At 56.1% G+C, this 20,193-nt stretch carries 17 protein-coding genes and 1 tRNA gene; 17 read left to right on the forward strand and 1 reads right to left on the reverse strand.

The window, feature by feature from the left end:
* Positions 1–98 precede the first annotated feature (98 nt).
* The 8 genes from dnaK (at position 99) to greA (ending at position 11,195) form a co-directional block, all read left to right on the forward strand.
* Positions 99–2,024 (forward strand): molecular chaperone DnaK, encoded by a 1,926-nt coding sequence (gene dnaK / locus AC2Q8J_RS12355; RefSeq protein WP_204996140.1) that lies wholly within the window; start codon positions 99–101, stop codon positions 2,022–2,024.
* Positions 2,025–2,197: 173 nt separating this feature from the next.
* Entirely contained in the window at positions 2,198–3,328 is a 1,131-nt protein-coding gene (dnaJ, locus tag AC2Q8J_RS12360; protein ID WP_027874165.1) for a molecular chaperone DnaJ, read from the forward strand.
* A gap of 87 nt (positions 3,329–3,415) precedes the next feature.
* The gene (locus AC2Q8J_RS12365) at positions 3,416–4,795 is read left to right on the forward strand and encodes a YhjD/YihY/BrkB family envelope integrity protein (protein WP_204996141.1); all 1,380 of its coding nucleotides are present in this window, start codon (positions 3,416–3,418) and stop codon (positions 4,793–4,795) included.
* Entirely contained in the window at positions 4,792–5,604 is an 813-nt protein-coding gene (gene dapB, locus AC2Q8J_RS12370) for a 4-hydroxy-tetrahydrodipicolinate reductase (protein WP_286836831.1), read from the forward strand. Before AC2Q8J_RS12365 ends, dapB begins: the two co-directional genes overlap by 4 nt.
* A 4-nt stretch (positions 5,605–5,608) precedes the next feature.
* Positions 5,609–6,037: an acyl-CoA thioesterase gene (locus AC2Q8J_RS12375; RefSeq protein ID WP_486451423.1), complete on the forward strand. Its 429-nt coding sequence runs from the start codon at positions 5,609–5,611 to the stop codon at positions 6,035–6,037.
* A 233-nt stretch (positions 6,038–6,270) separates the two neighbouring features.
* Positions 6,271–7,419 (forward strand): glutamine-hydrolyzing carbamoyl-phosphate synthase small subunit, encoded by a 1,149-nt coding sequence (carA, locus tag AC2Q8J_RS12380; protein WP_204996145.1) that lies wholly within the window; start codon positions 6,271–6,273, stop codon positions 7,417–7,419.
* 72 nt (positions 7,420–7,491) lie between these two features.
* Complete coding sequence (gene carB / locus AC2Q8J_RS12385) at positions 7,492–10,713, forward strand: carbamoyl-phosphate synthase large subunit (RefSeq protein ID WP_486451424.1); 3,222 nt, start codon at positions 7,492–7,494, stop codon at positions 10,711–10,713.
* On the forward strand, positions 10,710–11,195 hold the full coding sequence (greA, locus tag AC2Q8J_RS12390; RefSeq protein WP_204996147.1) for a transcription elongation factor GreA: 486 nt from the start codon (positions 10,710–10,712) through the stop codon (positions 11,193–11,195). Before carB ends, greA begins: the two co-directional genes overlap by 4 nt.
* 19 nt (positions 11,196–11,214) lie before the next feature.
* Here greA and yhbY read toward each other — a convergent pair whose 3' ends face one another.
* Entirely contained in the window at positions 11,215–11,523 is a 309-nt protein-coding gene (gene yhbY, locus AC2Q8J_RS12395; RefSeq protein WP_027874158.1) for a ribosome assembly RNA-binding protein YhbY, read from the reverse strand.
* Positions 11,524–11,635: 112 nt separating this feature from the next.
* Between yhbY and rlmE the strand changes: the two genes are divergently transcribed.
* The 9 genes from rlmE (at position 11,636) to nusA (ending at position 20,168) form a co-directional block, all read left to right on the forward strand.
* Complete coding sequence (rlmE, locus tag AC2Q8J_RS12400) at positions 11,636–12,259, forward strand: 23S rRNA (uridine(2552)-2'-O)-methyltransferase RlmE (RefSeq protein WP_204996149.1); 624 nt, start codon at positions 11,636–11,638, stop codon at positions 12,257–12,259.
* Positions 12,260–12,382: 123 nt separating this feature from the next.
* Positions 12,383–14,335, forward strand: a complete 1,953-nt coding sequence (gene ftsH / locus AC2Q8J_RS12405; protein ID WP_486451425.1) for an ATP-dependent zinc metalloprotease FtsH — start codon at positions 12,383–12,385, stop codon at positions 14,333–14,335.
* A 5-nt stretch (positions 14,336–14,340) separates the two neighbouring features.
* Positions 14,341–15,210: a dihydropteroate synthase gene (gene folP / locus AC2Q8J_RS12410; RefSeq protein WP_486451426.1), complete on the forward strand. Its 870-nt coding sequence runs from the start codon at positions 14,341–14,343 to the stop codon at positions 15,208–15,210.
* A gap of 2 nt (positions 15,211–15,212) precedes the next feature.
* Positions 15,213–16,547 carry a phosphoglucosamine mutase gene (glmM, locus tag AC2Q8J_RS12415; RefSeq protein WP_486451427.1) on the forward strand — a complete coding sequence of 445 codons (1,335 nt, stop codon included), beginning with the start codon at positions 15,213–15,215 and terminating at the stop codon, positions 16,545–16,547.
* A gap of 61 nt (positions 16,548–16,608) precedes the next feature.
* Positions 16,609–17,364, forward strand: a complete 756-nt coding sequence (gene tpiA, locus AC2Q8J_RS12420; RefSeq protein ID WP_486451428.1) for a triose-phosphate isomerase — start codon at positions 16,609–16,611, stop codon at positions 17,362–17,364.
* The gene (secG, locus tag AC2Q8J_RS12425) at positions 17,365–17,739 is read left to right on the forward strand and encodes a preprotein translocase subunit SecG (RefSeq protein WP_204996153.1); all 375 of its coding nucleotides are present in this window, start codon (positions 17,365–17,367) and stop codon (positions 17,737–17,739) included.
* Between the two features lie 11 nt (positions 17,740–17,750).
* Positions 17,751–17,836, forward strand: a tRNA-Leu gene (locus AC2Q8J_RS12430).
* A 329-nt stretch (positions 17,837–18,165) separates the two neighbouring features.
* Positions 18,166–18,621 carry a ribosome maturation factor RimP gene (rimP, locus tag AC2Q8J_RS12435; RefSeq protein WP_486451429.1) on the forward strand — a complete coding sequence of 152 codons (456 nt, stop codon included), beginning with the start codon at positions 18,166–18,168 and terminating at the stop codon, positions 18,619–18,621.
* Positions 18,622–18,665: 44 nt separating this feature from the next.
* Entirely contained in the window at positions 18,666–20,168 is a 1,503-nt protein-coding gene (nusA, locus tag AC2Q8J_RS12440) for a transcription termination factor NusA (protein ID WP_486451430.1), read from the forward strand.
* Positions 20,169–20,193 lie beyond the last annotated feature (25 nt).

Raw genomic sequence — 20,193 nt, forward strand, 5'->3', positions numbered from 1 at the left:
CTTGAAATTGAGAAAAACGGACCAATATCTACAGCAAGAACAGAGTTTAACGGGGCCTGGGTGCCTCGCGCAGTAAACAGCGAATGCGGAGAAAAGTTATGGGTAAAATTATTGGTATCGACCTTGGCACCACCAACTCCTGTGTGGCGGTAATGGATGGCGACAAGGTAAAGGTTATTGAGAATGCCGAGGGTGGTCGCACCACGCCTTCTATTGTTGCTTACACTGACGACAATGAAATTCTGGTTGGTCAGAGCGCCAAACGTCAGGCGGTGACGAACCCGGACAACACCCTGTATGCGGTTAAGCGCCTGATCGGTCGCCGCTTTGAGGACGATGTTGTTCAAAAAGACATCAAGATGGTGCCTTACACCATCAGCAAAGCCGACAACGGCGATGCCTGGGTTGAAGTAAAGGGTGAAAAGCTGGCACCCCCGCAGATCTCTGCGGAAGTACTGAAGAAAATGAAGAAAACCGCTGAAGACTACCTGGGTGAAAAAATCACCGAGGCGGTTATCACGGTTCCTGCTTACTTCAACGACTCTCAGCGTCAGGCGACTAAAGATGCCGGCCGTATCGCTGGTCTGGAAGTGAAGCGGATTATCAACGAGCCGACGGCGGCTGCACTGGCCTACGGTATGGACAAGGCCAAGGGCGATCGCACCGTAGCCGTGTACGACCTGGGTGGTGGTACCTTCGATATCTCGATCATCGAAATTGCCGAGGTGGATGGCGAGCATCAATTCGAAGTGCTGGCGACCAACGGTGACACCTTCCTGGGTGGTGAGGATTTTGACCTGCGCCTGATTGATTACCTGGCGGAAGAGTTCAAGAAAGAAAACGGTATTGACCTGAAAGGTGACTCGCTGGCAGTTCAGCGCCTGAAAGAAGCGGCTGAAAAAGCGAAGATCGAATTGTCATCCAGTCAGCAAACCGAGGTTAATCTGCCTTACATCACGGCAGATGCCACCGGTCCTAAGCACTTGGTTGTTAAATTGAGCCGTGCCAAGTTGGAGTCGCTGGTTGAGGATTTGGTGAAGCGTTCGCTGGAGCCAATGAAAACGGCGCTGCAAGATGCCGGTTTGTCTGCCTCTGAGGTTGACGAAGTGATTCTGGTTGGTGGTCAGACGCGTATGCCGCTGGTGCAGTCTAAAGTGACTGAATTCTTCGGCAAAGAGCCGCGTCGTGACGTGAACCCGGATGAGGCCGTTGCGATGGGTGCTGCCCTGCAAGGTGCGGTACTGTCGGGTGATGTAAAAGATGTACTGCTGCTCGACGTCACCCCGCTGAGCCTGGGTATTGAAACCATGGGTGGTGTGGCAACACCGCTGATCGAGAAGAACACGACTATCCCAACGAAGAAGTCGCAGGTGTTCTCGACCGCGGAAGACAACCAGACTGCTGTAACCATTCACGTGGTTCAGGGTGAGCGTAAGCAGGCGTCGGCGAACAAGTCACTCGGCCGTTTCGACCTTGCAGACATTCCGCCGGCACCGCGCGGCCTGCCGCAGATCGAAGTGACCTTCGACATCGATGCCAACGGTATTTTGCATGTATCGGCCAAAGACAAGGCAACTGGCAAGGAGCAGTCTATTCGCATCACTGCTTCCAGCGGCCTGAACGAGGACGAGATCGAGCAAATGGTGCGCGATGCCGAGGCGAATGCCGAAGCTGATAAGAAATTTGAGGCGCTGGTCACTGCGCGCAACAACGCCGAAGGTCTGGCTAACGCGACTCGCAAAACGCTGGAAGAAGCGGGCGATAAGGCGAGTGACGAAGAGAAGTCAGCCATTGAAGCAGCGCTGGTGAAGGTTGACGAGGCCGTTAAAGGCGACGACGTCGAGGCTATCGAAGCGGCTGCCAAAGAGCTTAGCGAAGCCTCTGCTGGCCTGGCGCAAAAGATGTACGCCGAGCAAGCGGCAGAAGCGGAAGCGGCAGGCGGTGAGCAGCCTGAAGCCTCAGCGGCCGGCGACGACGTTGTCGATGCGGAGTTTGAAGAAGTCAAAGACGACGACAAGAAGTAAGCGGCGGGCGGGGCTCTGCCCCGCGTTGCTGGCGTGAACGGGAGAAGGGAGGCGCTAAAACCTTAGGGTTTTGCAGGGCGTTTGGCCCGCTCCCGTTTCGCGTGTGATGAGAGATTGAATTTTTACTGGGCTTGCGGGGTTTGTCTGCGCCCAACACAGCGTGAAGCGAGACGATGTCAAAACGCGATTACTACGAAATACTGGGCGTGTCCCGAGATTCGGACGAGAAGGAAATTAAAAAAGCCTATCGCCGTATCGCCATGAAGAATCACCCGGACCGCAACCCGGATGACCCCAAGGCGGAAGATATTTTCAAAGAGGCGACAGAGGCCTACGAGGTGCTGTCGGATTCTGAGAAACGCTCAGCGTATGACCGCTTTGGTCACGACGCGGTAGGTGGCGGTGCCGGAGGTTTCGGTGGCGGCGCAGGTGGCGCTGGCTTCAGCGACATCTTTGGCGATGTTTTTGGCGATATCTTTGGCGGCGGTGGCGGGGGGCGTCAGCGTGGCCCGCAGCGCGGCGCGGATCTGCGCTACACGCTTGAGATCGATCTTGAGCAAGCGGTGCGCGGAACAACGGCGAAAATCCGTATTCCGACTCTGGTGTCGTGTAAAACCTGTGACGGTAGCGGTGCCAAGAAAGGCTCGACGCCGCTTACCTGCGGAACCTGTAATGGCGTGGGTCAGGTGCGCATGCAGCAGGGCTTCTTTGCTGTGCAGCAAACCTGCCCCAATTGCCGGGGTAGCGGGACGATTATTTCCGACCCGTGTAATGACTGCCATGGCCAGGGTCGGGTAGAGGAAACCAAGACGCTGTCGGTGAAAGTGCCGCCCGGCGTTGATACTGGCGACCGCATTCGCCTGAGTGGCGAGGGCGAGGCTAGCCCCGACGGCGGCCCCGCTGGCGATTTGTATGTGCAAATGTCGGTGCGCCCGCACCCCATTTTCAAGCGCGATGGCAAGCACCTTCACTGCGAAGTGCCCATTGGTTTTGCCGACGCGGCGCTCGGTGGCGAGCTGGACGTGCCCACCCTTGATGGCCGAGTAAAACTGAAGATTCCCGCCGAGACGCAAACGGGTAAGTCTTTCCGCCTGCGCGGCAAGGGGATTACGCCGGTTCGTGGTGGCAGCACTGGTGACTTGATCTGTAAGGTGGTTGTTGAAACGCCGGTATCGCTGAGCAAGCGCCAAAAGGAGCTGCTGCAAGAGTTTCAGTCAACGCTGGATGGCGATGACAAGCAGTCGCCGCGCAAGAAAAGCTGGTTTGACGGCGTTAAAGACTTCTTTGACGACATGAAGCTGTAAATAGTTGAGGGGAGGGTTGCCTCCCCTCGACTTGCCTCACATTTTTCTCCATCCTGAGACCCTGGTATCCGGGTTGGACGACACACTATGGAAAAAACCCTTAATCGCTTTGTTGCTGAGTCGCTTTGGTCGCCGGAGGTTGCCAATTACAGCCCTTGGCGGCGCCGGTGCGTGCATATCTTGCGCTACGTGTATGTGGTGCTGGATGACCTGGCCAAAGGCGAGCTCACGCTGCGGGCGATGAGTTTGGTGTATACCACGCTGCTTTCTCTGGTGCCGATGCTGGCGGTGAGCTTTTCTGTGTTGAAGGCCTTTGGCATGCACAACAAGCAGCTTGAGCCGATCATGCTGCAGTTCCTGGCGCCGATGGGTGAGCAGGGTGTGGAGATCACTCAAAAGATCATTGGTTTTATCGACAATGTGAAGATCGGCGTGCTGGGAACCTTCGGTATCGCGCTGCTGTTTTACACCGCGATCTCGCTGATTCAAAAGATTGAGGGAACGTTTAACTATATCTGGCGCCTGGAGCAGCACCGCAGTATTGGTCGACGCTTTGCTGACTATGGCAGTGTCATGCTGATTGGCCCTTTGTTGGTATTTTCGGCGATCGGTCTGTCTGCCAGTGTATTGAGTGGCCGCGCGGTGCAGGAGGCGAGTGAATACCTGCCCTTTGTGACCCACGTGGTATCACTGCTCACCACGGCGGCGCCGTATATCATGATTATCGCCGCGTTTACCTTCTTTTATATGTTTATTCCCAACACGCGAGTGACATTCCGCGCGGGCGCGATGGCGGGGTTGGTGTCGGGGGTGTTGTTCCAGAGTCTGGGGTGGGGCTTTGGTAGCGTGGTGGTGTCGGCGAGCGACAGCGGTACCTATGCGATCTACTCCGGCTTTGCGATATTGATCCTGTTTATGATGTGGATGTACATCAGTTGGCTGATCCTGCTGGTGGGCAGCAGTGTTGCTTTTTATGTGCAACATCCTGAATATGTCGTCCCTTCCAAGCGTAGCGGCGATATGAGTATTCGCCAGCAGGAAGATTTGGCGTTAAATATTATGGCGGTGCTGGCGCAGCGCTATTATGAAGGGCGTCGGCCGATGTCGGCCTCGGACTATGTGCTGCGGTTGCGGGTGCAGATTCAGGGCGTAACGCGGGTGCTTCGCGCATTGACCCGGGCTGGCCTTATCACTGAAAACAGCGATGATCCGCCGCGCTACCTGCCCAATGCGCCCCTGGAAAAAGTGCGCCTGCAAGAAGTGCTGGAGGCGGTGCGCAATGAGGGGGGCGAGGGTTTCGTCTCCGCTGCGCGACCGCGCAGAGCGGTTACCGGGGTAGAGGCAGTGCGCAAAAATATTGATGATGCGGTGTCGTCGGTACTGGCCGAGACAAGTGTAAAAGATATGGCTTTGGCAGAGGCGTCGCCAGAGTTAGAAGAATCAAGTAATCAACTGGGTAAATCATGACTGTAAAAATTGCTGTGACGGGCGCTGCGGGGCGCATGGGCAAAACCTTGATAGAGGCGATAAGCGTGGCCGAGGGCTGCGAGCTGAGTGCCGCATTGGAGCGCCCGGAAAGCAGCTTGATTGGTGCCGACGCCGGTGAGCTGGCGGGCTTGGGTAAGTGCGGCGTGCTGGTGGGCGCCGATATTGCTGCAGTTGTTGACGATTTTGATGTGCTGATCGACTTCACCGCGCCACTGGCTACCCTGGCTAATGCCGAGGTGTGTGCAAAGGCAGGCAAGGGCATGGTGATTGGCACAACCGGCTTTGATGCCGGGCAAAAAGCCGAGTTAGAGCGCCTTATTGCGCCGATAGCGGTGTGCCAGGCTTCCAACTTCAGTACCGGGGTGAACCTCTGTTTCAAGCTATTGGATATGGCGGCCCGCGTGCTGGGTGACGATGTTGATATCGAGGTTTACGAGGCTCATCACCGCCACAAAGTTGATGCGCCCTCCGGTACCGCGCTGAGCATGGGGCAGGTGGTTGCCGATGCCCTGGGTCGCGACCTTGATAAGGTCGCTGTATATGGCCGGGAGGGGCAAACCGGGGCTCGCGAGCGCGAGACCATTGGCTTTGCCACGGTGCGTGCCGGCGATATTGTTGGCGATCACACGGTGATGTTTTGCGCCGAAGGCGAGCGCGTTGAAATTACGCACAAGGCCAGCTCCAGAATGTCATTCGCGCGCGGTGCCGTGCGGGCGGCGGCGTGGCTGAAGGCGCAGGCCGCCGGCCGCTACGATATGCAGGATGTGCTCGGCCTGAAAGCGGATTAAATCGATGGCAAAGCTAGAGTTTGCGGTGCCCGAGACCTTCCCGTTCAGCACCGATATTGCTTTGTTGCGCAGCCATATTAACGCTGGCAATCACCTGGGTAACGATGCCTTGGTGAGTTTGCTCAACGAGGCGCGCGGGCGCTTCCTGGCAAGCCGCGGCGTTCGCGAGGGTGGTCGTGACGATGGCCTGGGTATGGTGAATGCAGATATGGCGGTGCGCTACATAAGCGAGGCGCATTACGGTGAGGTATTGCGCTTTGATGTTGCCGCCAGCGACTTTCATCGCTGCGGTTTTGATATCGCCTACCGAGTCAGCGATGTGAGCTCTGGCCGCGCGGTGGCGGTGGCGAAAACGGCCCATCTGATGGTTTCTCCCGAGCTGGGGCGTGCTGTCGATGCGCCCGCGGAGATGGTCGCGGCTCTCAAAGGGTAATAGTTACACCGTGAGCGTGTCGGTCGCGGTGGATTCTGCTGCCAACTTCGCGTAAAATTTCTTTTCAGATTTGGGCGCCGGGTTTAATCACCCGAGACCCCGTAAAAAAGCGAGATGGGGATTCACCGCATCTCGCTTTTTTGCACGCGTATTTTCCTCTGTGGTTCCCTGGTTATCGTTCCGACGGCTGTCGGCGGTGACTCTCGGCCGCAAGTCTGATCCAGGAGGTTATCTTGACGGTTACAGCCATACTCGCCCTAGAAGACGGCAGTATTTTTCGGGGTGTTGCAATCGGTGCGCACGGGCACTCGGTTGGGGAGGTGGTGTTCAATACCGCCATGACGGGTTATCAGGAGATTCTCACCGATCCCTCCTACGCGCGTCAGATCGTGACGCTGACCTATCCCCATATCGGCAATACCGGCGTTAACTCAGAAGACGAAGAAGCTGCAGAAATTTGGTCTGCGGGCCTGGTTATTCGCGATTTGCCCATGTTGGCGAGCAGTTTCCGCAGCGAGCAAAGCCTGTCTGACTATCTGCGCGCGCGCAATATAGTCGGCATCGCCGAGATAGATACCCGCCGCCTGACGCGTATTCTGCGCGACAAGGGTGCTCAGGGTGGCTGTCTGCTGGCCGGTGATGACCTCGGCGCGGAAGATGAAGCCAAAGCACTGGAATTGGCAAAGGGCTTTGCAGGCCTGAAAGGCATGGATCTGGCGAAAGAAGTGACTACTGCCGAGCGCTATGAGTGGCGCGAAAGCACATGGCAGCTGGGCGAGGGTCATAAAGTCCTGGGCGATGACGACTTGCCTCACCATGTTGTTGCCTATGACTTCGGCGTAAAGCGCAACATTTTGCGTATGCTGGCCGACCGCGGCTGTCGCCTCACCGTGGTGCCTGCAACCACGCCAGCAGCTGATGTACTGGCGATGAATCCCGATGGGGTCTTCCTGTCCAATGGCCCGGGCGATCCAGAGCCCTGTGACTACGCCATCGCTGCGATCAAAGACATTCTCGACGCCGACTTGCCGGTCTTCGGAATTTGCCTGGGGCACCAGCTGCTATCGTTGGCATCAGGTGCAAAGACCATGAAGATGAAGTTCGGCCACCACGGCGCCAACCATCCGGTTCAGGACTTAAAAACCAAGGTGGTACACATCACCAGTCAGAACCACGGCTTTGCCGTTGATGAAGACAGCTTGCCGGCGACCATGACGGTGACCCACAAGTCGCTGTTTGATGGCTCCTTGCAGGGGGTTGAGCGCAATGACAAACCTGCGTTTGGCTTCCAGGGACACCCAGAAGCTAGCCCGGGGCCGCATGATATTGCGCCCTTGTTTGACCACTTTATTGAGTTAATCCAGGCCAAGAAGGCCGGTTGAGACTATCGGATTGCGTCCTGCGCAACCGGGGGCGGCAGTAGCCGCTCTCGCTGAGCGTAAAGCGGAGACAACATGCCCAAAAGAACCGACATAGAATCCATTTTGATCCTGGGTGCCGGCCCGATTGTCATCGGCCAGGCCTGTGAGTTTGACTACTCCGGTGCGCAAGCCTGTAAGGCGCTGCGCGAAGAGGGTTACCGCGTTATTCTGGTGAACTCCAACCCGGCTACCATCATGACCGACCCGGCAATGGCTGATGCCACCTACATTGAGCCGATTGCCTGGCAGACTGTTGAAAAAATCATCGAGAAAGAGCGCCCCGATGTACTGCTGCCAACAATGGGTGGGCAGACAGCGTTGAACTGTGCGCTGGACCTGGATCGCGAAGGCGTACTGGAGAAATACGGCGTAGAGATGATCGGCGCCAAGAAAGACGCCATCGACATGGCCGAAGATCGCCAGTTGTTCGATCAAGCGATGAAGCGTATCGGCCTGGAAACGCCGCGCTCTGCGATTGCACACAGCATGGAAGAGGCGCTGCAAGTTCTCGACTCCATCGGTTTCCCGGCGATTATTCGTCCGTCGTTCACAATGGGCGGCAGCGGCGGTGGTATTGCCTATAACAAAGAAGAGTACGTGGAGATTTGTACCCGCGGATTGGATTTGTCGCCCACCAACGAGCTGTTGATCGATGAAAGCCTGATCGGCTGGAAAGAGTTTGAAATGGAGGTGGTGCGTGATCGCAATGACAACTGCATCATCATTTGTGCCATCGAAAACTTCGACCCGATGGGTGTGCACACCGGTGACTCGATTACCGTCGCTCCCGCGCAAACTCTGACTGATAAAGAATATCAAATCATGCGGAATGCCTCTTGCGCGGTGCTGCGTGAGATCGGTGTTGAAACGGGCGGTTCGAATGTCCAGTTTGGTATGAACCCGAAAGACGGTCGCCTGGTGGTGATTGAGATGAACCCGCGGGTGTCCCGTTCATCGGCATTGGCCTCGAAGGCCACTGGCTTCCCAATTGCTAAAGTCGCTGCCAAGTTGGCGGTGGGTTACACCCTCGATGAGCTGCAAAACGACATTACCGGCGGCGCAACGCCAGCGTCATTTGAGCCGAGCATCGACTATGTCGTGACCAAGATTCCGCGCTTTACCTTTGAAAAGTTCGGCGAAGCACAGACCAAGCTGCATACGCAGATGAAGTCGGTCGGAGAGGTGATGGCGATTGGCCGCACCTTCCAGGAGTCCGTGCAAAAGGCACTGCGTGGTCTGGAAGTAGGCTCTGCCGGCTTTGAACACAAGATTGATGTCGATCGCGACGATGCTCGCGATGTGTTGATTGCCGAGCTGACCAACCCCGGCCCTGAGCGCATTTGGTATGTGGCTGATGCTTTCCGTGCTGGCATGTCGGTGGAAGAGGTGTACGAGCACTCGTGGATCGACCCCTGGTTCCTGGTGCAGATTGAAGACATTGTTAAGTCTGAAAACGCCCTGAAGAAGGTGGCGCTGTCGGATATTGACGAAGCGCTTATGCGTCGCCTCAAGCGCAAAGGTTTCAGCGATCAGCGCTTGTCCGTGCTGCTGGCAGTGAGCGAGCGGCAGTTGCGCGCCCGCCGTCACGCACTGGGCGTATTGCCGGTGTACAAACGGGTGGATACCTGTGCGGCAGAGTTCGCTACGTCCACGGCGTATATGTACTCAACCTACGAGGAAGAGTGCGAAGCCCAGCCAAGCGAGCGCGAAAAAATTCTGGTTATCGGTGGCGGTCCAAACCGCATCGGTCAGGGCATCGAATTTGACTATTGCTGCGTGCACGCGGCATTGGCCATGCGCGAAGACGGTTACGAAACCATTATGGTGAACTGTAACCCCGAGACGGTTTCTACCGACTACGATATTTCCGACCGCCTGTATTTCGAGCCAGTAACGCTTGAAGATGTGCTGGAGATTGTGGCGAAAGAAAAGCCCAAGGGCGTGATCGTGCAATTTGGTGGGCAGACTCCACTCAAGCTGGCCCGCGACCTCGAGGCTGCCGGCGTGCCGATTATTGGTACCAGCCCTGAGGCGATTGACCGCGCTGAAGACCGTGAACGCTTCCAGCAAATGATTGAGCGCCTGAACCTCAAACAGCCGCCCAACACCACAGTGCGCTCTGAAGAGGCGGCATTGGCCGCTGCGCAGAAAATTGGCTATCCATTGGTTGTTCGCCCATCGTATGTATTGGGTGGTCGCGCCATGGAGATTGTCTACAAAGAGGAAGAACTGGAGCGCTACATGCGCGAAGCAGTGAAGGTGTCCAACGAGTCGCCGGTACTGCTGGATCACTTCCTTAATGCGGCAGTAGAGGTCGACCTCGATGCCGTGTCAGACGGCAAGCAGGTGGTGATTGGCGCCATTATGCAGCACATCGAGCAGGCGGGTGTTCACTCGGGTGACTCGGCGTGTTCGCTGCCGCCGTATTCGCTCGATGCCGAAACGCAGGACAAAATGCGCGAAATGGTCAAGCGCATGGCCCTGGAGCTTGGCGTTGTCGGCCTGATGAACGTGCAGCTGGCAGTGCAGGATGGCGAGATCTACGTGATTGAGGTCAACCCGCGCGCTTCGCGTACCGTGCCCTTCGTCTCTAAGTGTATTGGCCTGTCCTTGGCCAAGGTGGCCGCGCGCTGTATGGCGGGTACCAGCCTTGCCGAGCAAAACTTTACCGCCGAGCGTGTGCCCGATTACTACTCGGTGAAAGAGGCGGTTTTCCCCTTCAATAAATTCCCCGGTGTCGACCCGATTCTCGGGCCCGAAATGAAGTCGACGGGCGAGGTTATGGGCTTGGGCGAAAGCTTCGCAGAGGCCTTCTCCAAGGCGGCTCGCGGTGCTGGCGAGGTTTTCCCAACCGAAGGTCGTGCCTTTATCTCGGTGCGTGACCCAGATAAAGCGGGTGTGGTGTCTGTGGCGAAGCAGTTGCTGGAGTTGGGATTTGAGCTGTGCGCGACTCGCGGAACCCACAAAGTCCTGGCTGATGCGGGCCTGGCTTGCCAGCGCGTGAACAAGGTAATGGAAGGGCGTCCGCATATTGTCGATATGGTCAAAAATGGCGATATTGATCTGATTATCAATACCACTGAAGGTAAGCAGGCGATTGCCGATTCATCGCTGATTCGCCGCTCTGCTCTGCAGAATAAGGTGAGCTACACCACAACGCTGGCGGGGGCGGAAGCCATTTGCCAGGCGCTGGTATTCGGCGCTGAGCGCACGGTGCGTCGCCTGCAAGATGTGCATGAGGAGTTGGTAAAATGAGTCAGCAAACCCCGATGACGGTAGCCGGTGAGCAGGCGTTGCGCGATGAGCTCAAGCGCCTGAAAACGGTTGATCGCCCTCGCATTACTCAGGCAATTGCCGAGGCCCGTGAGCACGGCGACTTGAAAGAAAATGCCGAATACCATGCTGCGCGTGAGCAGCAGGGTTTCTGCGAGGGTCGTATTCAGGAAATTGAAGGCAAGCTATCCAATGTGCGGGTGATTGATATCACCACAATTCCCTGTACCGGTAAGGTGATTTTTGGCACCACCGTGTCGTTGATCAATTGCGATACCGACGAAGAGGTAACCTACCGCATTGTTGGTGAAGATGAGGCCGACGTGAAGGCGGGTAAGATCTCTGTCACGTCGCCGATTGCGCGTGCCTTGATCGGTAAGGAAGAGGGTGATGTGGCGGTAGTTGCTGCTCCCGGTGGCGACATCGAATACGAAATCGACCAGGTGCAACACCTCGCAGAATAGCGCCGTACAGCGCGCCGATTTAGGCGCGCAGCAAGTTTGACAGGCGCGGGTTGGGCTTTTTCGCGGCGCGGTAGACCAGCGCTATTTTACCGATAGCCTGTACCAGCTGTGCGCGGCTCCCCTTGCACAGTTGGTCGATCAATTCGCGCCGCTCGCCTGGGTCGGCAACATTGACTTTGACCTTGATCAGTTCGTGGTCCTCCAGGGCCCGCTCCAGTTCCTGCTCCACACCTTCACTCAAGCCTCGGTCGCCAATCATCACAACAGGGTTGAGTTTGTGGCCAATGCTGCGCAGATGTTTTTTGTCGCTGGCGGTGAGTGATTCCATAGGTATCTAGCTGTGTTGGTTTACGGGAGCGTTATTGTACGGGAAAGGTATACTGTTAGCGATACGCCCGTTTTGGGGCTTGGCCCGTTTACTTACAAAAAAGGGAAATGCGGTGGCAAAACGATCTTCTTCTAGTGGTGCGTGGCTTAAAGAGCACTTTGATGACCACTACGTGAAGCGCTCCCAGAAGGAGGGCTATCGCTCGCGCGCCTGTTATAAGTTACTGGAAATTCAAGAAAAAGACCGCCTAATAAAGCCTGGGATGTGTGTTGTTGATCTGGGTTGCGCGCCGGGTGGCTGGTCCCAGGTTGCGGCAGAGCTGGTGGGCGACCGAGGGCGCGTGTTGGCCTCAGACATTCTGCCGATGGATACACTGGCTGGCGTTGAGTTTATTCAGGGTGATTTTACCGAAGAGTCGGTGTTCAACGAGCTGCTTGCCGCGCTGGGCGATCAGCGGGCCGACCTTGTAATTTCCGATATGGCCCCCAATATGAGTGGAGTGAAGGACGTGGATCAGCCTCGCTCTATGTATTTATGTGAGCTGGCCCTTGATATGGCGGCCCATGTGCTCCGCCCTGGAGGCGATTTCGTAACAAAGATATTCCAGGGCGAAGGCTTCGAGGCGTATTTTCGAGACATGCGCAGCCGTTTTGATAAGGTGATAACGCGCAAGCCTGCGGCATCGCGGCCGCGCTCGCGTGAAGTTTATTTGCTGGGGCGTGGCCTCAAGGCCTAATGGTGCTGCGGCCATTTGTTCGTAGAGAGCGTGGAATTTCTGTAGTAGAGTGGGGTCTAGGTCTGTGCGCCTGGCCAACTGGCTTAGCGCAGCGTGCGATATGAGGATCGGTTTTTGAACGACATGGCTAAAAATTTATTATTGTGGCTGGTTATCGCCGCAGTGTTGCTGACAGTATTTAATAACTTCAGCGTGCAATCGCCTACTGAGCAGCTCAATTACTCCCAGTTTATTACTGAAGTGCAAAATGAGCGTGTGCAAAAGGTGGTGATCGACGGCTTGGTCATTAGCGGCCAGCGTAACGACAATAGCCGGTTTGAAACCGTTCGCCCCTTGCTTGATGATCCCAAGCTGATTGACGACCTGCTGGAGCACAATGTTGTTGTAGAAGGGCGCAAGCCTGAACAGCAAAGCCTGTGGACGCAGTTGCTGGTTGCCAGCTTCCCAATTTTAATTATTCTCGCGATCTTTATGTTCTTCATGCGCCAGATGCAAGGTGGCGCAGGTGGCGGCAAAGGCGGCCCGATGGCATTTGGGAAAAGTAAGGCCAGACTGCTGAGTGAAGACCAGATTAAAACCACTTTTGCTGACGTTGCCGGTGTTGATGAGGCGAAGGAAGACGTACAGGAGTTGGTTGAGTTCCTGCGCGACCCCGGAAAATTCCAGCGCTTGGGCGGCCGTATCCCTCGCGGCGTATTGATGGTTGGCCCCCCGGGAACGGGTAAAACCCTGCTTGCCAAGGCGATTGCCGGTGAGGCGAAAGTCCCTTTCTTCTCGATTTCCGGTTCAGACTTTGTCGAGATGTTTGTTGGTGTGGGTGCTTCGCGAGTGCGGGACATGTTTGAGCAGGCCAAAAAACAAGCACCCTGCATTATCTTTATCGATGAGATCGACGCCGTCGGCCGCCACCGAGGCGCCGGTATGGGCGGTGGTCACGATGAGCGTGAGCAAACCCTGAACCAGCTGCTGGTCGAGATGGACGGTTTTGAAGTTAATGACGGCGTTATTGTTATTGCCGCGACGAACCGCCCCGATGTGCTTGATCCAGCGCTGTTGCGCCCCGGGCGTTTTGACCGCCAGGTCGTGGTTGGCTTGCCCGATATTCGCGGGCGTGAACAAATTCTGAAAGTACATATGCGCAAATTACCGGTCGGTGACGACGTGGATGCCGCCGTTATTGCTCGCGGTACGCCGGGTTTCTCGGGTGCTGATCTGGCGAACCTGGCAAACGAGGCGGCGCTGTTTGCCGCGCGGGCCAACTCGCGCTTGGTAAGTATGGAGCAGTTTGATCTGGCCAAAGACAAGATCATGATGGGCGCCGAGCGCAAATCGATGGTGATGTCGGAGAAGGAAAAGCTCAATACCGCTTACCACGAAGCCGGGCATGCCATTGTTGGCCGCGTTGTGCCTGAGCACGATCCCGTTTACAAGGTGAGTATTATTCCGCGTGGGCGTGCCCTGGGTGTGACCATGTTCTTGCCAGAGGAAGATCGTTACAGCCTGAGCCGTCGCCACATTATCAGCCAGATATGCTCGCTGTTTGGCGGTCGTATCGCTGAGGAGATGACGCTGGGTGCCGACGGCGTTACTACCGGGGCGTCGAACGATATTCAGCGCGCCACCGACATCGCGCGCAAAATGGTAACGAAGTGGGGCCTGTCAGAAAAAATGGGCCCACTGATGTACGACGATGCTGACGAAGAAGTCTTTTTGGGTCGCTCTGCCGCTCAGCCTGGCAAGGGTGTCTCCGGCGAGACAGCCAGACAGATCGATGAGGAAGTACGACGCATCATCGATGAGTGCTATGCCAAGGCGCAGAGCATTTTGGAAGAAAATCGCAGTAAGCTGGATATGATGGCTGAAGCATTGATGATGTACGAAACCATCGATGCCAAGCAGATCGACGACATTATGGCGGGGCGCAAGCCACGCAGCCCAGCGGGCTGGGACGACGACCAGAATCGTCGCGGCGGCCAACAGCGCCCGGTGGTGGATGACGAAGCGGAAGAAGACGCCGAGCAGCCACGCAAGCGCGGCCCCGAAGACCCCTTTGTTGATTCGGTAAGCGATCACTGATCCCGATGGCTTTATCGAAGATTCCCGAATCGCCACAGCTGAGCTGTGGCGATCGCGTTTTAGACCTCTCGAAACCGCAGTTAATGGCGGTAATCAATGTCACTCCCGACTCGTTCTCCGATGGCGGGCGCTATTTCCGTGATGGCGGTTTGCACCTCGATACCCTGCTGAACCAGGTTGATGCGGCGCTGCGCGCCGGTGCCAGCATGATTGATATTGGTGGTGAATCAACGCGCCCTGGCGCGGCGCCGATCTCAGAGGCTGAGGAGATGGCGCGGGTGCTGCCTGCGGTAGAAGCGGTTGCGCGGCGGTTTGATGTGGTGATTTCGGTGGATACCAGCACGGCTTCTGTGATCGCCGAATCCGCTTCGGCGGGGGCTGGGTTGATCAATGATGTGCGGGCTTTGCGTCGCGAGGGGGCGCTGGCGGCTGCTGCCGACTCCGGCCTGCCGGTTTGTTTGATGCATATGCGCGGCGAACCGGGGGATATGCAGCGTCAACCGCAGTACGAGGATGTCGTCACTGAGGTAGAGGCCTTCTTGCGTGAACGCGTAGCCGCCTGCGCCGAAGCGGGAATACCAGCGGAGCGCTTACTGCTGGATCCCGGTTTTGGCTTTGGTAAGACGCTAGCCCACAACCTGGCCTTGTTCCGCCGCCTGCCGGAATTGTGCGCCTGGGGTTATCCGGTGTTGGTGGGAGTGTCGCGCAAGTCTATGGTGGGCGATATTACCGGACGAGCAGTTGCTGATCGCATGCCCGGTAGTATCACCCTGGCTGCTCTCGCTGCCGAGCGCGGCGCGGCCATCATTCGTGCCCACGATATCGCTGAAACGGCCGATGCCTTAGCCGTCGCCGCAGCGCTAAAAGGATTCTGATAATGACAAGAAAGTATTTCGGCACTGATGGTGTGCGCGGTCGAGTGGGGGAGTTTCCCATCACTCCCGAGTTTGTTCTGAAGCTCGGCTGGGCGGTTGGCCAGGTGTTTGCAAAAGAAGGCCGCAGCCGAGTGTTAATTGGTAAGGACACGCGGATTTCGGGGTATATGTTTGAGTCTGCGCTGGAAGCGGGCTTGGTGGCGGCAGGTGTAGATGTGCGTTTGTTGGGGCCAATGCCAACGCCGGCGATTGCCTATCTGACCCGTACCTTTAAGGGGCGCGCAGGGATTGTTATTAGTGCCAGCCACAATCCGTATTACGACAACGGTATCAAGTTCTTTTCGGCTGAAGGCAGTAAGTTGCCCGATGCGCTTGAAAGTGCAATCGAAGCGGCGATGGACCTGCCGATGACCACCGTCGACTCGTCGGCGCTGGGCAAGGTCAAGCGCATAGATGATGCAGCGGGCCGCTATATTGAATACTGCAAATCGACGGTCGGCTCCGACCTTTCCCTGAGCGGCCTTAAACTGGTTTTGGATTGCGCCCACGGCGCGACCTATCATGTGGCGCCAGCGGTGTTTGCCGAGCTGGGGGCCGAACTCGTAGTTATTGGTGCGGCGCCGGATGGCTTAAATATTAACGCCGGATATGGCTCGACCGACCCCAAAGCGCTGTGCGAGCGCGTGGTGGCAGAGAAGGCCGACTTGGGTATTGCCTTTGATGGCGATGGCGATCGCGTATTGTTTGTCGACAGCAAAGGCGAGCTAGTCGATGGCGATGAATTGCTGTACATCATTGCCGCGGATCAACACCGTCGCACGGGTCGCTGTGATGGTGTGGCGGGAACACTTATGTCCAACCTGGGCTTGGAGCTCGCGCTTGGCGAGCTTGGTATTCCCTTTGAGCGCGCCAACGTCGGCGATCGTTACGTGAAGGCATTAATGAATGAGCGAGGCTTCTCGCTGGGTGGTGAAAATTCGGGGCATATTATTTGCTCGGATGTGAGTACCACCGGCGATGGCGTAGTGGCTGCGCTGCAAGTACTGAAAGCCATGCAGACACAATCCGCTTCGCTCTCCACCTTGCGCGCGCCACTGCAGATGTTGCCGCAAGTGATGATAAACGTTCGTACAGCGGGTGCCTTCGACCTGAGTGACGCCGCGTTGCAGGCGGCAGTTGCTGATGTGGAGGCAGAGCTGGGTGATCGAGGGCGGGTATTGCTGCGTGCCTCGGGCACCGAGCCGTTGATTCGCGTCATGGTTGAAGGACATGACGAGCAGCAGGTACAGCGGCTCTGCAAGCAGTTGGCGCAGCGCGTCGAAAGCTTGGCAAGCTGATGTTGTATGTGTGTATAAGTTTATGTAAGATTGGCGCCCATTTTGCGCTAAGGGAAGTGCTATGCGGAGCAAACTGGTAGCAGGTAATTGGAAAATGCACGGAGATCGTGCGGCTATCGGTGAGTTGCTGACTGCCCTAAAAGCTGAATTACCCTCTGAGCCAAGAGTTGATATCGCCGTTTTCCCCAGCGCGGTTTATATCAACGACGCGATTAAGGTGCTCAAGGGAAGTCCGGTTGCCGTTGGTGCCCAAAATGTCTGTGAATACGCCGGTGAAGGTGCATACACGGGTGAGGTGTCGGCAGCCATGTTGGCCGATGTCGGTTGTCGCTATGTGATTGCCGGGCACTCTGAGCGCAGGGCGCTTTATGGTGAAAGTGACGCGCTTGTCGTCACAAAGGTTAAGCGCGCTCTCGATGTAGGCTTAACGCCAGTGCTGTGTGTGGGGGAGTCGGAGTCTGAGCGCGAAGCCGGGCAAACCCTAGAAGTGGTTGCGCGCCAGCTTAATGCGCTGTGGGATCAGCTGTCAGTGGCAGACTTGGGTTCCTTAATAGTGGCTTACGAGCCGGTGTGGGCAATTGGTACAGGTAAGACCGCCACCCCGGAGCAGGCGCAACAAGTGCACGCGTTTATTCGCAGCGTGTTTGCCGAAAAAGATGCCAATCTCTCAAGTGAGATGAGAATTCTTTATGGCGGCAGTGTAAAAGCGGCGAATGCTGCTGAGTTATTTAGCCAGGCTGATATCGATGGTGGCTTGGTCGGTGGCGCATCGTTGAATGCGCAGGAATTTTCCGCAATATGTCGGGCGGCGGAGTAAATGGAACAAATTATATTAGTTGTACATGTTTTGGCTGCGCTGGCCATTATCGGTTTGATCCTTGTTCAGCAGGGTAAGGGTGCCGATATGGGGGCGTCTTTTGGTGCGGGTGCATCGCAGACGTTGTTTGGCAGCGATGGTAGTGGTAATGTGCTGACCCGCGCGACCGCGATCCTGGCAACACTGTTCTTTGTAACCAGTTTGTCGTTGGCTTATGTGGCCAAGCAGCGCAGTGTCGTTGGTGAAGATATCATCGATGTACCTGTTCTGGAGGAGAGTCGCGAAGTGGCTCCAGTGCCTGAGGGTGACCTCCCTGAGGCGGCTGCGTCGGACATGCCGGCGATGAGCGACAGCGACATGCCCCAGGGGCAGTAAGTAGTAATAAAGCCGAAGTGGTGGAATTGGTAGACACGCTATCTTGAGGGGGTAGTGAGCATAGCTCGTGCGGGTTCAAGTCCCGCCTTCGGCACCAAATACCGAAAAGGGAGTTGCAAGGCAGCTCCCTTTTTTTATGCCCCGTTGTCGCCATGACTGTGCGTCTGTATGTGGGTATTTGCCTGTGTTTATCTTGACCTGGTTCGGGTGACTGTCTATAATTTCGCCTCCTTGGAGCAGGTCAGTTCTGGTGGTGGTGAGAGTTTCCGTCATCGGGTGCGTAGGGCGACTCATCTGCTTTTATAGAAGTTTTTAAAAGCCCCTTACGTAGGGGCTTTTTCGTATCGTCGCGGTGTAGTTTGCGATGGTCGACAGGAAATTTCGATGGTGGGCCTAGGGCCCATTTTTTATTGGTGGGTAATTAATTTGTCAGCACAGCGCGACAAGCTAGAAGAATTGCTAAGGCCGGGTATTGAAGCCTTGGGCTTTGAGTTGTGGGGAGTCGAATACCAGTCCCACGCAAAGCGCAGCATGCTTCGCATTTATATTGATACAGAGGCCGGTATTTCTGTTGATGATTGCGCCAAAGTCAGTCATCAGGTGAGCGGTGTTTTGGATGTCGAGGATCCGATTACTGGTGAGTACACGCTTGAAGTGTCTTCGCCGGGTATGGATCGCCCCTTGTATCGCTTGGAGCAGTACGCTGAGTATATTGGCAGTGATATTAATATTCGCTTGCGCATCGCCTTTGAAGGGCGGCGCAAATTCCAAGGTCGCTTAGTCGCGATTGAGGGTGATGAAGTTGTTATTCAGCTCGATGGTCACGAGTACTTGTTGCCATTCGAGCAAATTGACAGAGCACAGATTGTCCCGAGTTTCTGACGGGCAATTAACTATAACAGCCGGCTACGGAATAGAGGCGGACGATGAGTAAAGAAATATTGCTGGTAGTTGAAGCAGTATCCAACGAGAAGGGGGTGTCTAAGGACATCATCTTCGAGGCGATGGAACAGGCTTTGGCCACTGCGACGAAGAAGCGCTATGAAGAAGACTCGGATATCCGTGTTGTAATCGATCGGGTGACCGGTGATTACGAGACCTTCCGTCGCTGGGAAGTCATGCCTGATGATGAAATGGCATTGCTCGGCACGCAGTTCACGCTCGAAGAGGCTCACGAGTGTGACCCGAGCCTTAAGGCTGGCGATGTATATGAAGAGCAAATTGAAAACGTCGGCTTTGGCCGAATTGCTGCGCAGACAGCCAAGCAGGTTATCGTGCAAAAAGTACGCGAGGCCGAGCGCGCGCAAGTTGTTGAAGAGTATGCAGGTCGTGTTGGCGAGCTGATTAACGGAACCGTTAAAAAAGTCACCCGTGACAGCATCATTGTTGATCTGGGTAACAACGCCGAGGCCCTTCTGCCACGAGAAGAGTTGGTGGGTCGGGAAGTTTTCCGCATCAATGACCGTGTTCGCGCCATTCTGCAAGATGTTCGCCCGGAAGCGCGAGGCCCGCAGCTGTTCCTGAGCCGTGCATGCCCCGCAATGCTGATCGAGCTCTTCAAAATTGAAGTGCCCGAAGTTTCTGAGGATGTGATCGAAATCCGCTCTGCTGCGCGTGACCCCGGTTCTCGTGCGAAGATTGCCGTTAAGACTAACGACGGCCGCATCGACCCGGTTGGTGCATGTGTGGGTATGCGCGGTTCGCGTGTACAAGCCGTGTCGGGTGAGCTCGGCAATGAGCGTGTTGACATTATCCTGTGGGACGACAACCCAGCGCAGCTGGTCATCAACGCGATGGCACCGGCTGAAGTTGAGTCGATCGTCGTCGACGAAGATACCAATACCATGGATGTGGGTGTTGCCGAGGATAACCTGGCGCAGGCCATCGGTCGTGCCGGACAGAATGTTCGACTGGCTAGTGAGCTGACGGGTTGGACGATCAACGTAATGAGCGTTGATGAGATGGCTGAGAAGCACGAGCAGGAATCCGGCCAGGTTATCGAATCTTTCATGGAGAGCTTGGACGTTGGCGAAGATGTTGCCGAGGTTCTTGTGGAAGAAGGCTTTACCACCCTTGAAGAGGTGGCCTACGTTCCGCTTGAAGAGATGATGGCGATCGAAGGTTTTGACGAAGAAATTGCTCAGGAATTGCGCGCGCGAGCCAAAGACGCGCTGCTGACTCAGGCAATTGCAAGTGAAGAACAACTCGATGCTGCTGAGCCGGCTGAAGACCTGTTGACGATGGATGGCATGGAGAAACACCTGGCCTTCATCCTCGCCAGCCGTGGCATTGTGACGATGGAAGATCTGGCTGAACAAGCTGTTGAAGATCTTCTCGATATTGAAGATATGACTGAAGAGCGGGCTGCTGAGCTGATTATGACTGCCCGTGCCCCCTGGTTTGCCGACGAAGACGAATCAGCAAGCTAAGCGAGTCGTACAGTTTAGGGAGATA

Source organism: Spongiibacter sp. C9W, assembly GCF_057370015.1.

Excerpts from the sequence above, each read along its gene's own strand:
- AC2Q8J_RS12365 (WP_204996141.1), top strand. The coding sequence starts at position 3,416 with ATGGAAAAAACCCTTAATCGCTTTGTTGCTGAGTCGCTTTGGTCGCCG.
- yhbY (WP_027874158.1), bottom strand. The coding sequence starts at position 11,523 with ATGGAATCACTCACCGCCAGCGACAAAAAACATCTGCGCAGCATTGGC.
- ftsH (WP_486451425.1), top strand. The coding sequence starts at position 12,383 with ATGGCTAAAAATTTATTATTGTGGCTGGTTATCGCCGCAGTGTTGCTG.
- tpiA (WP_486451428.1), top strand. The coding sequence starts at position 16,609 with ATGCGGAGCAAACTGGTAGCAGGTAATTGGAAAATGCACGGAGATCGT.
- dnaJ (WP_027874165.1), top strand. The coding sequence starts at position 2,198 with ATGTCAAAACGCGATTACTACGAAATACTGGGCGTGTCCCGAGATTCG.
- folP (WP_486451426.1), top strand. The coding sequence starts at position 14,341 with ATGGCTTTATCGAAGATTCCCGAATCGCCACAGCTGAGCTGTGGCGAT.
- glmM (WP_486451427.1), top strand. The coding sequence starts at position 15,213 with ATGACAAGAAAGTATTTCGGCACTGATGGTGTGCGCGGTCGAGTGGGG.
- dapB (WP_286836831.1), top strand. The coding sequence starts at position 4,792 with ATGACTGTAAAAATTGCTGTGACGGGCGCTGCGGGGCGCATGGGCAAA.
- greA (WP_204996147.1), top strand. The coding sequence starts at position 10,710 with ATGAGTCAGCAAACCCCGATGACGGTAGCCGGTGAGCAGGCGTTGCGC.
- carB (WP_486451424.1), top strand. The coding sequence starts at position 7,492 with ATGCCCAAAAGAACCGACATAGAATCCATTTTGATCCTGGGTGCCGGC.
- dnaK (WP_204996140.1), top strand. The coding sequence starts at position 99 with ATGGGTAAAATTATTGGTATCGACCTTGGCACCACCAACTCCTGTGTG.
- nusA (WP_486451430.1), top strand. The coding sequence starts at position 18,666 with ATGAGTAAAGAAATATTGCTGGTAGTTGAAGCAGTATCCAACGAGAAG.
- AC2Q8J_RS12375 (WP_486451423.1), top strand. The coding sequence starts at position 5,609 with ATGGCAAAGCTAGAGTTTGCGGTGCCCGAGACCTTCCCGTTCAGCACC.
- secG (WP_204996153.1), top strand. The coding sequence starts at position 17,365 with ATGGAACAAATTATATTAGTTGTACATGTTTTGGCTGCGCTGGCCATT.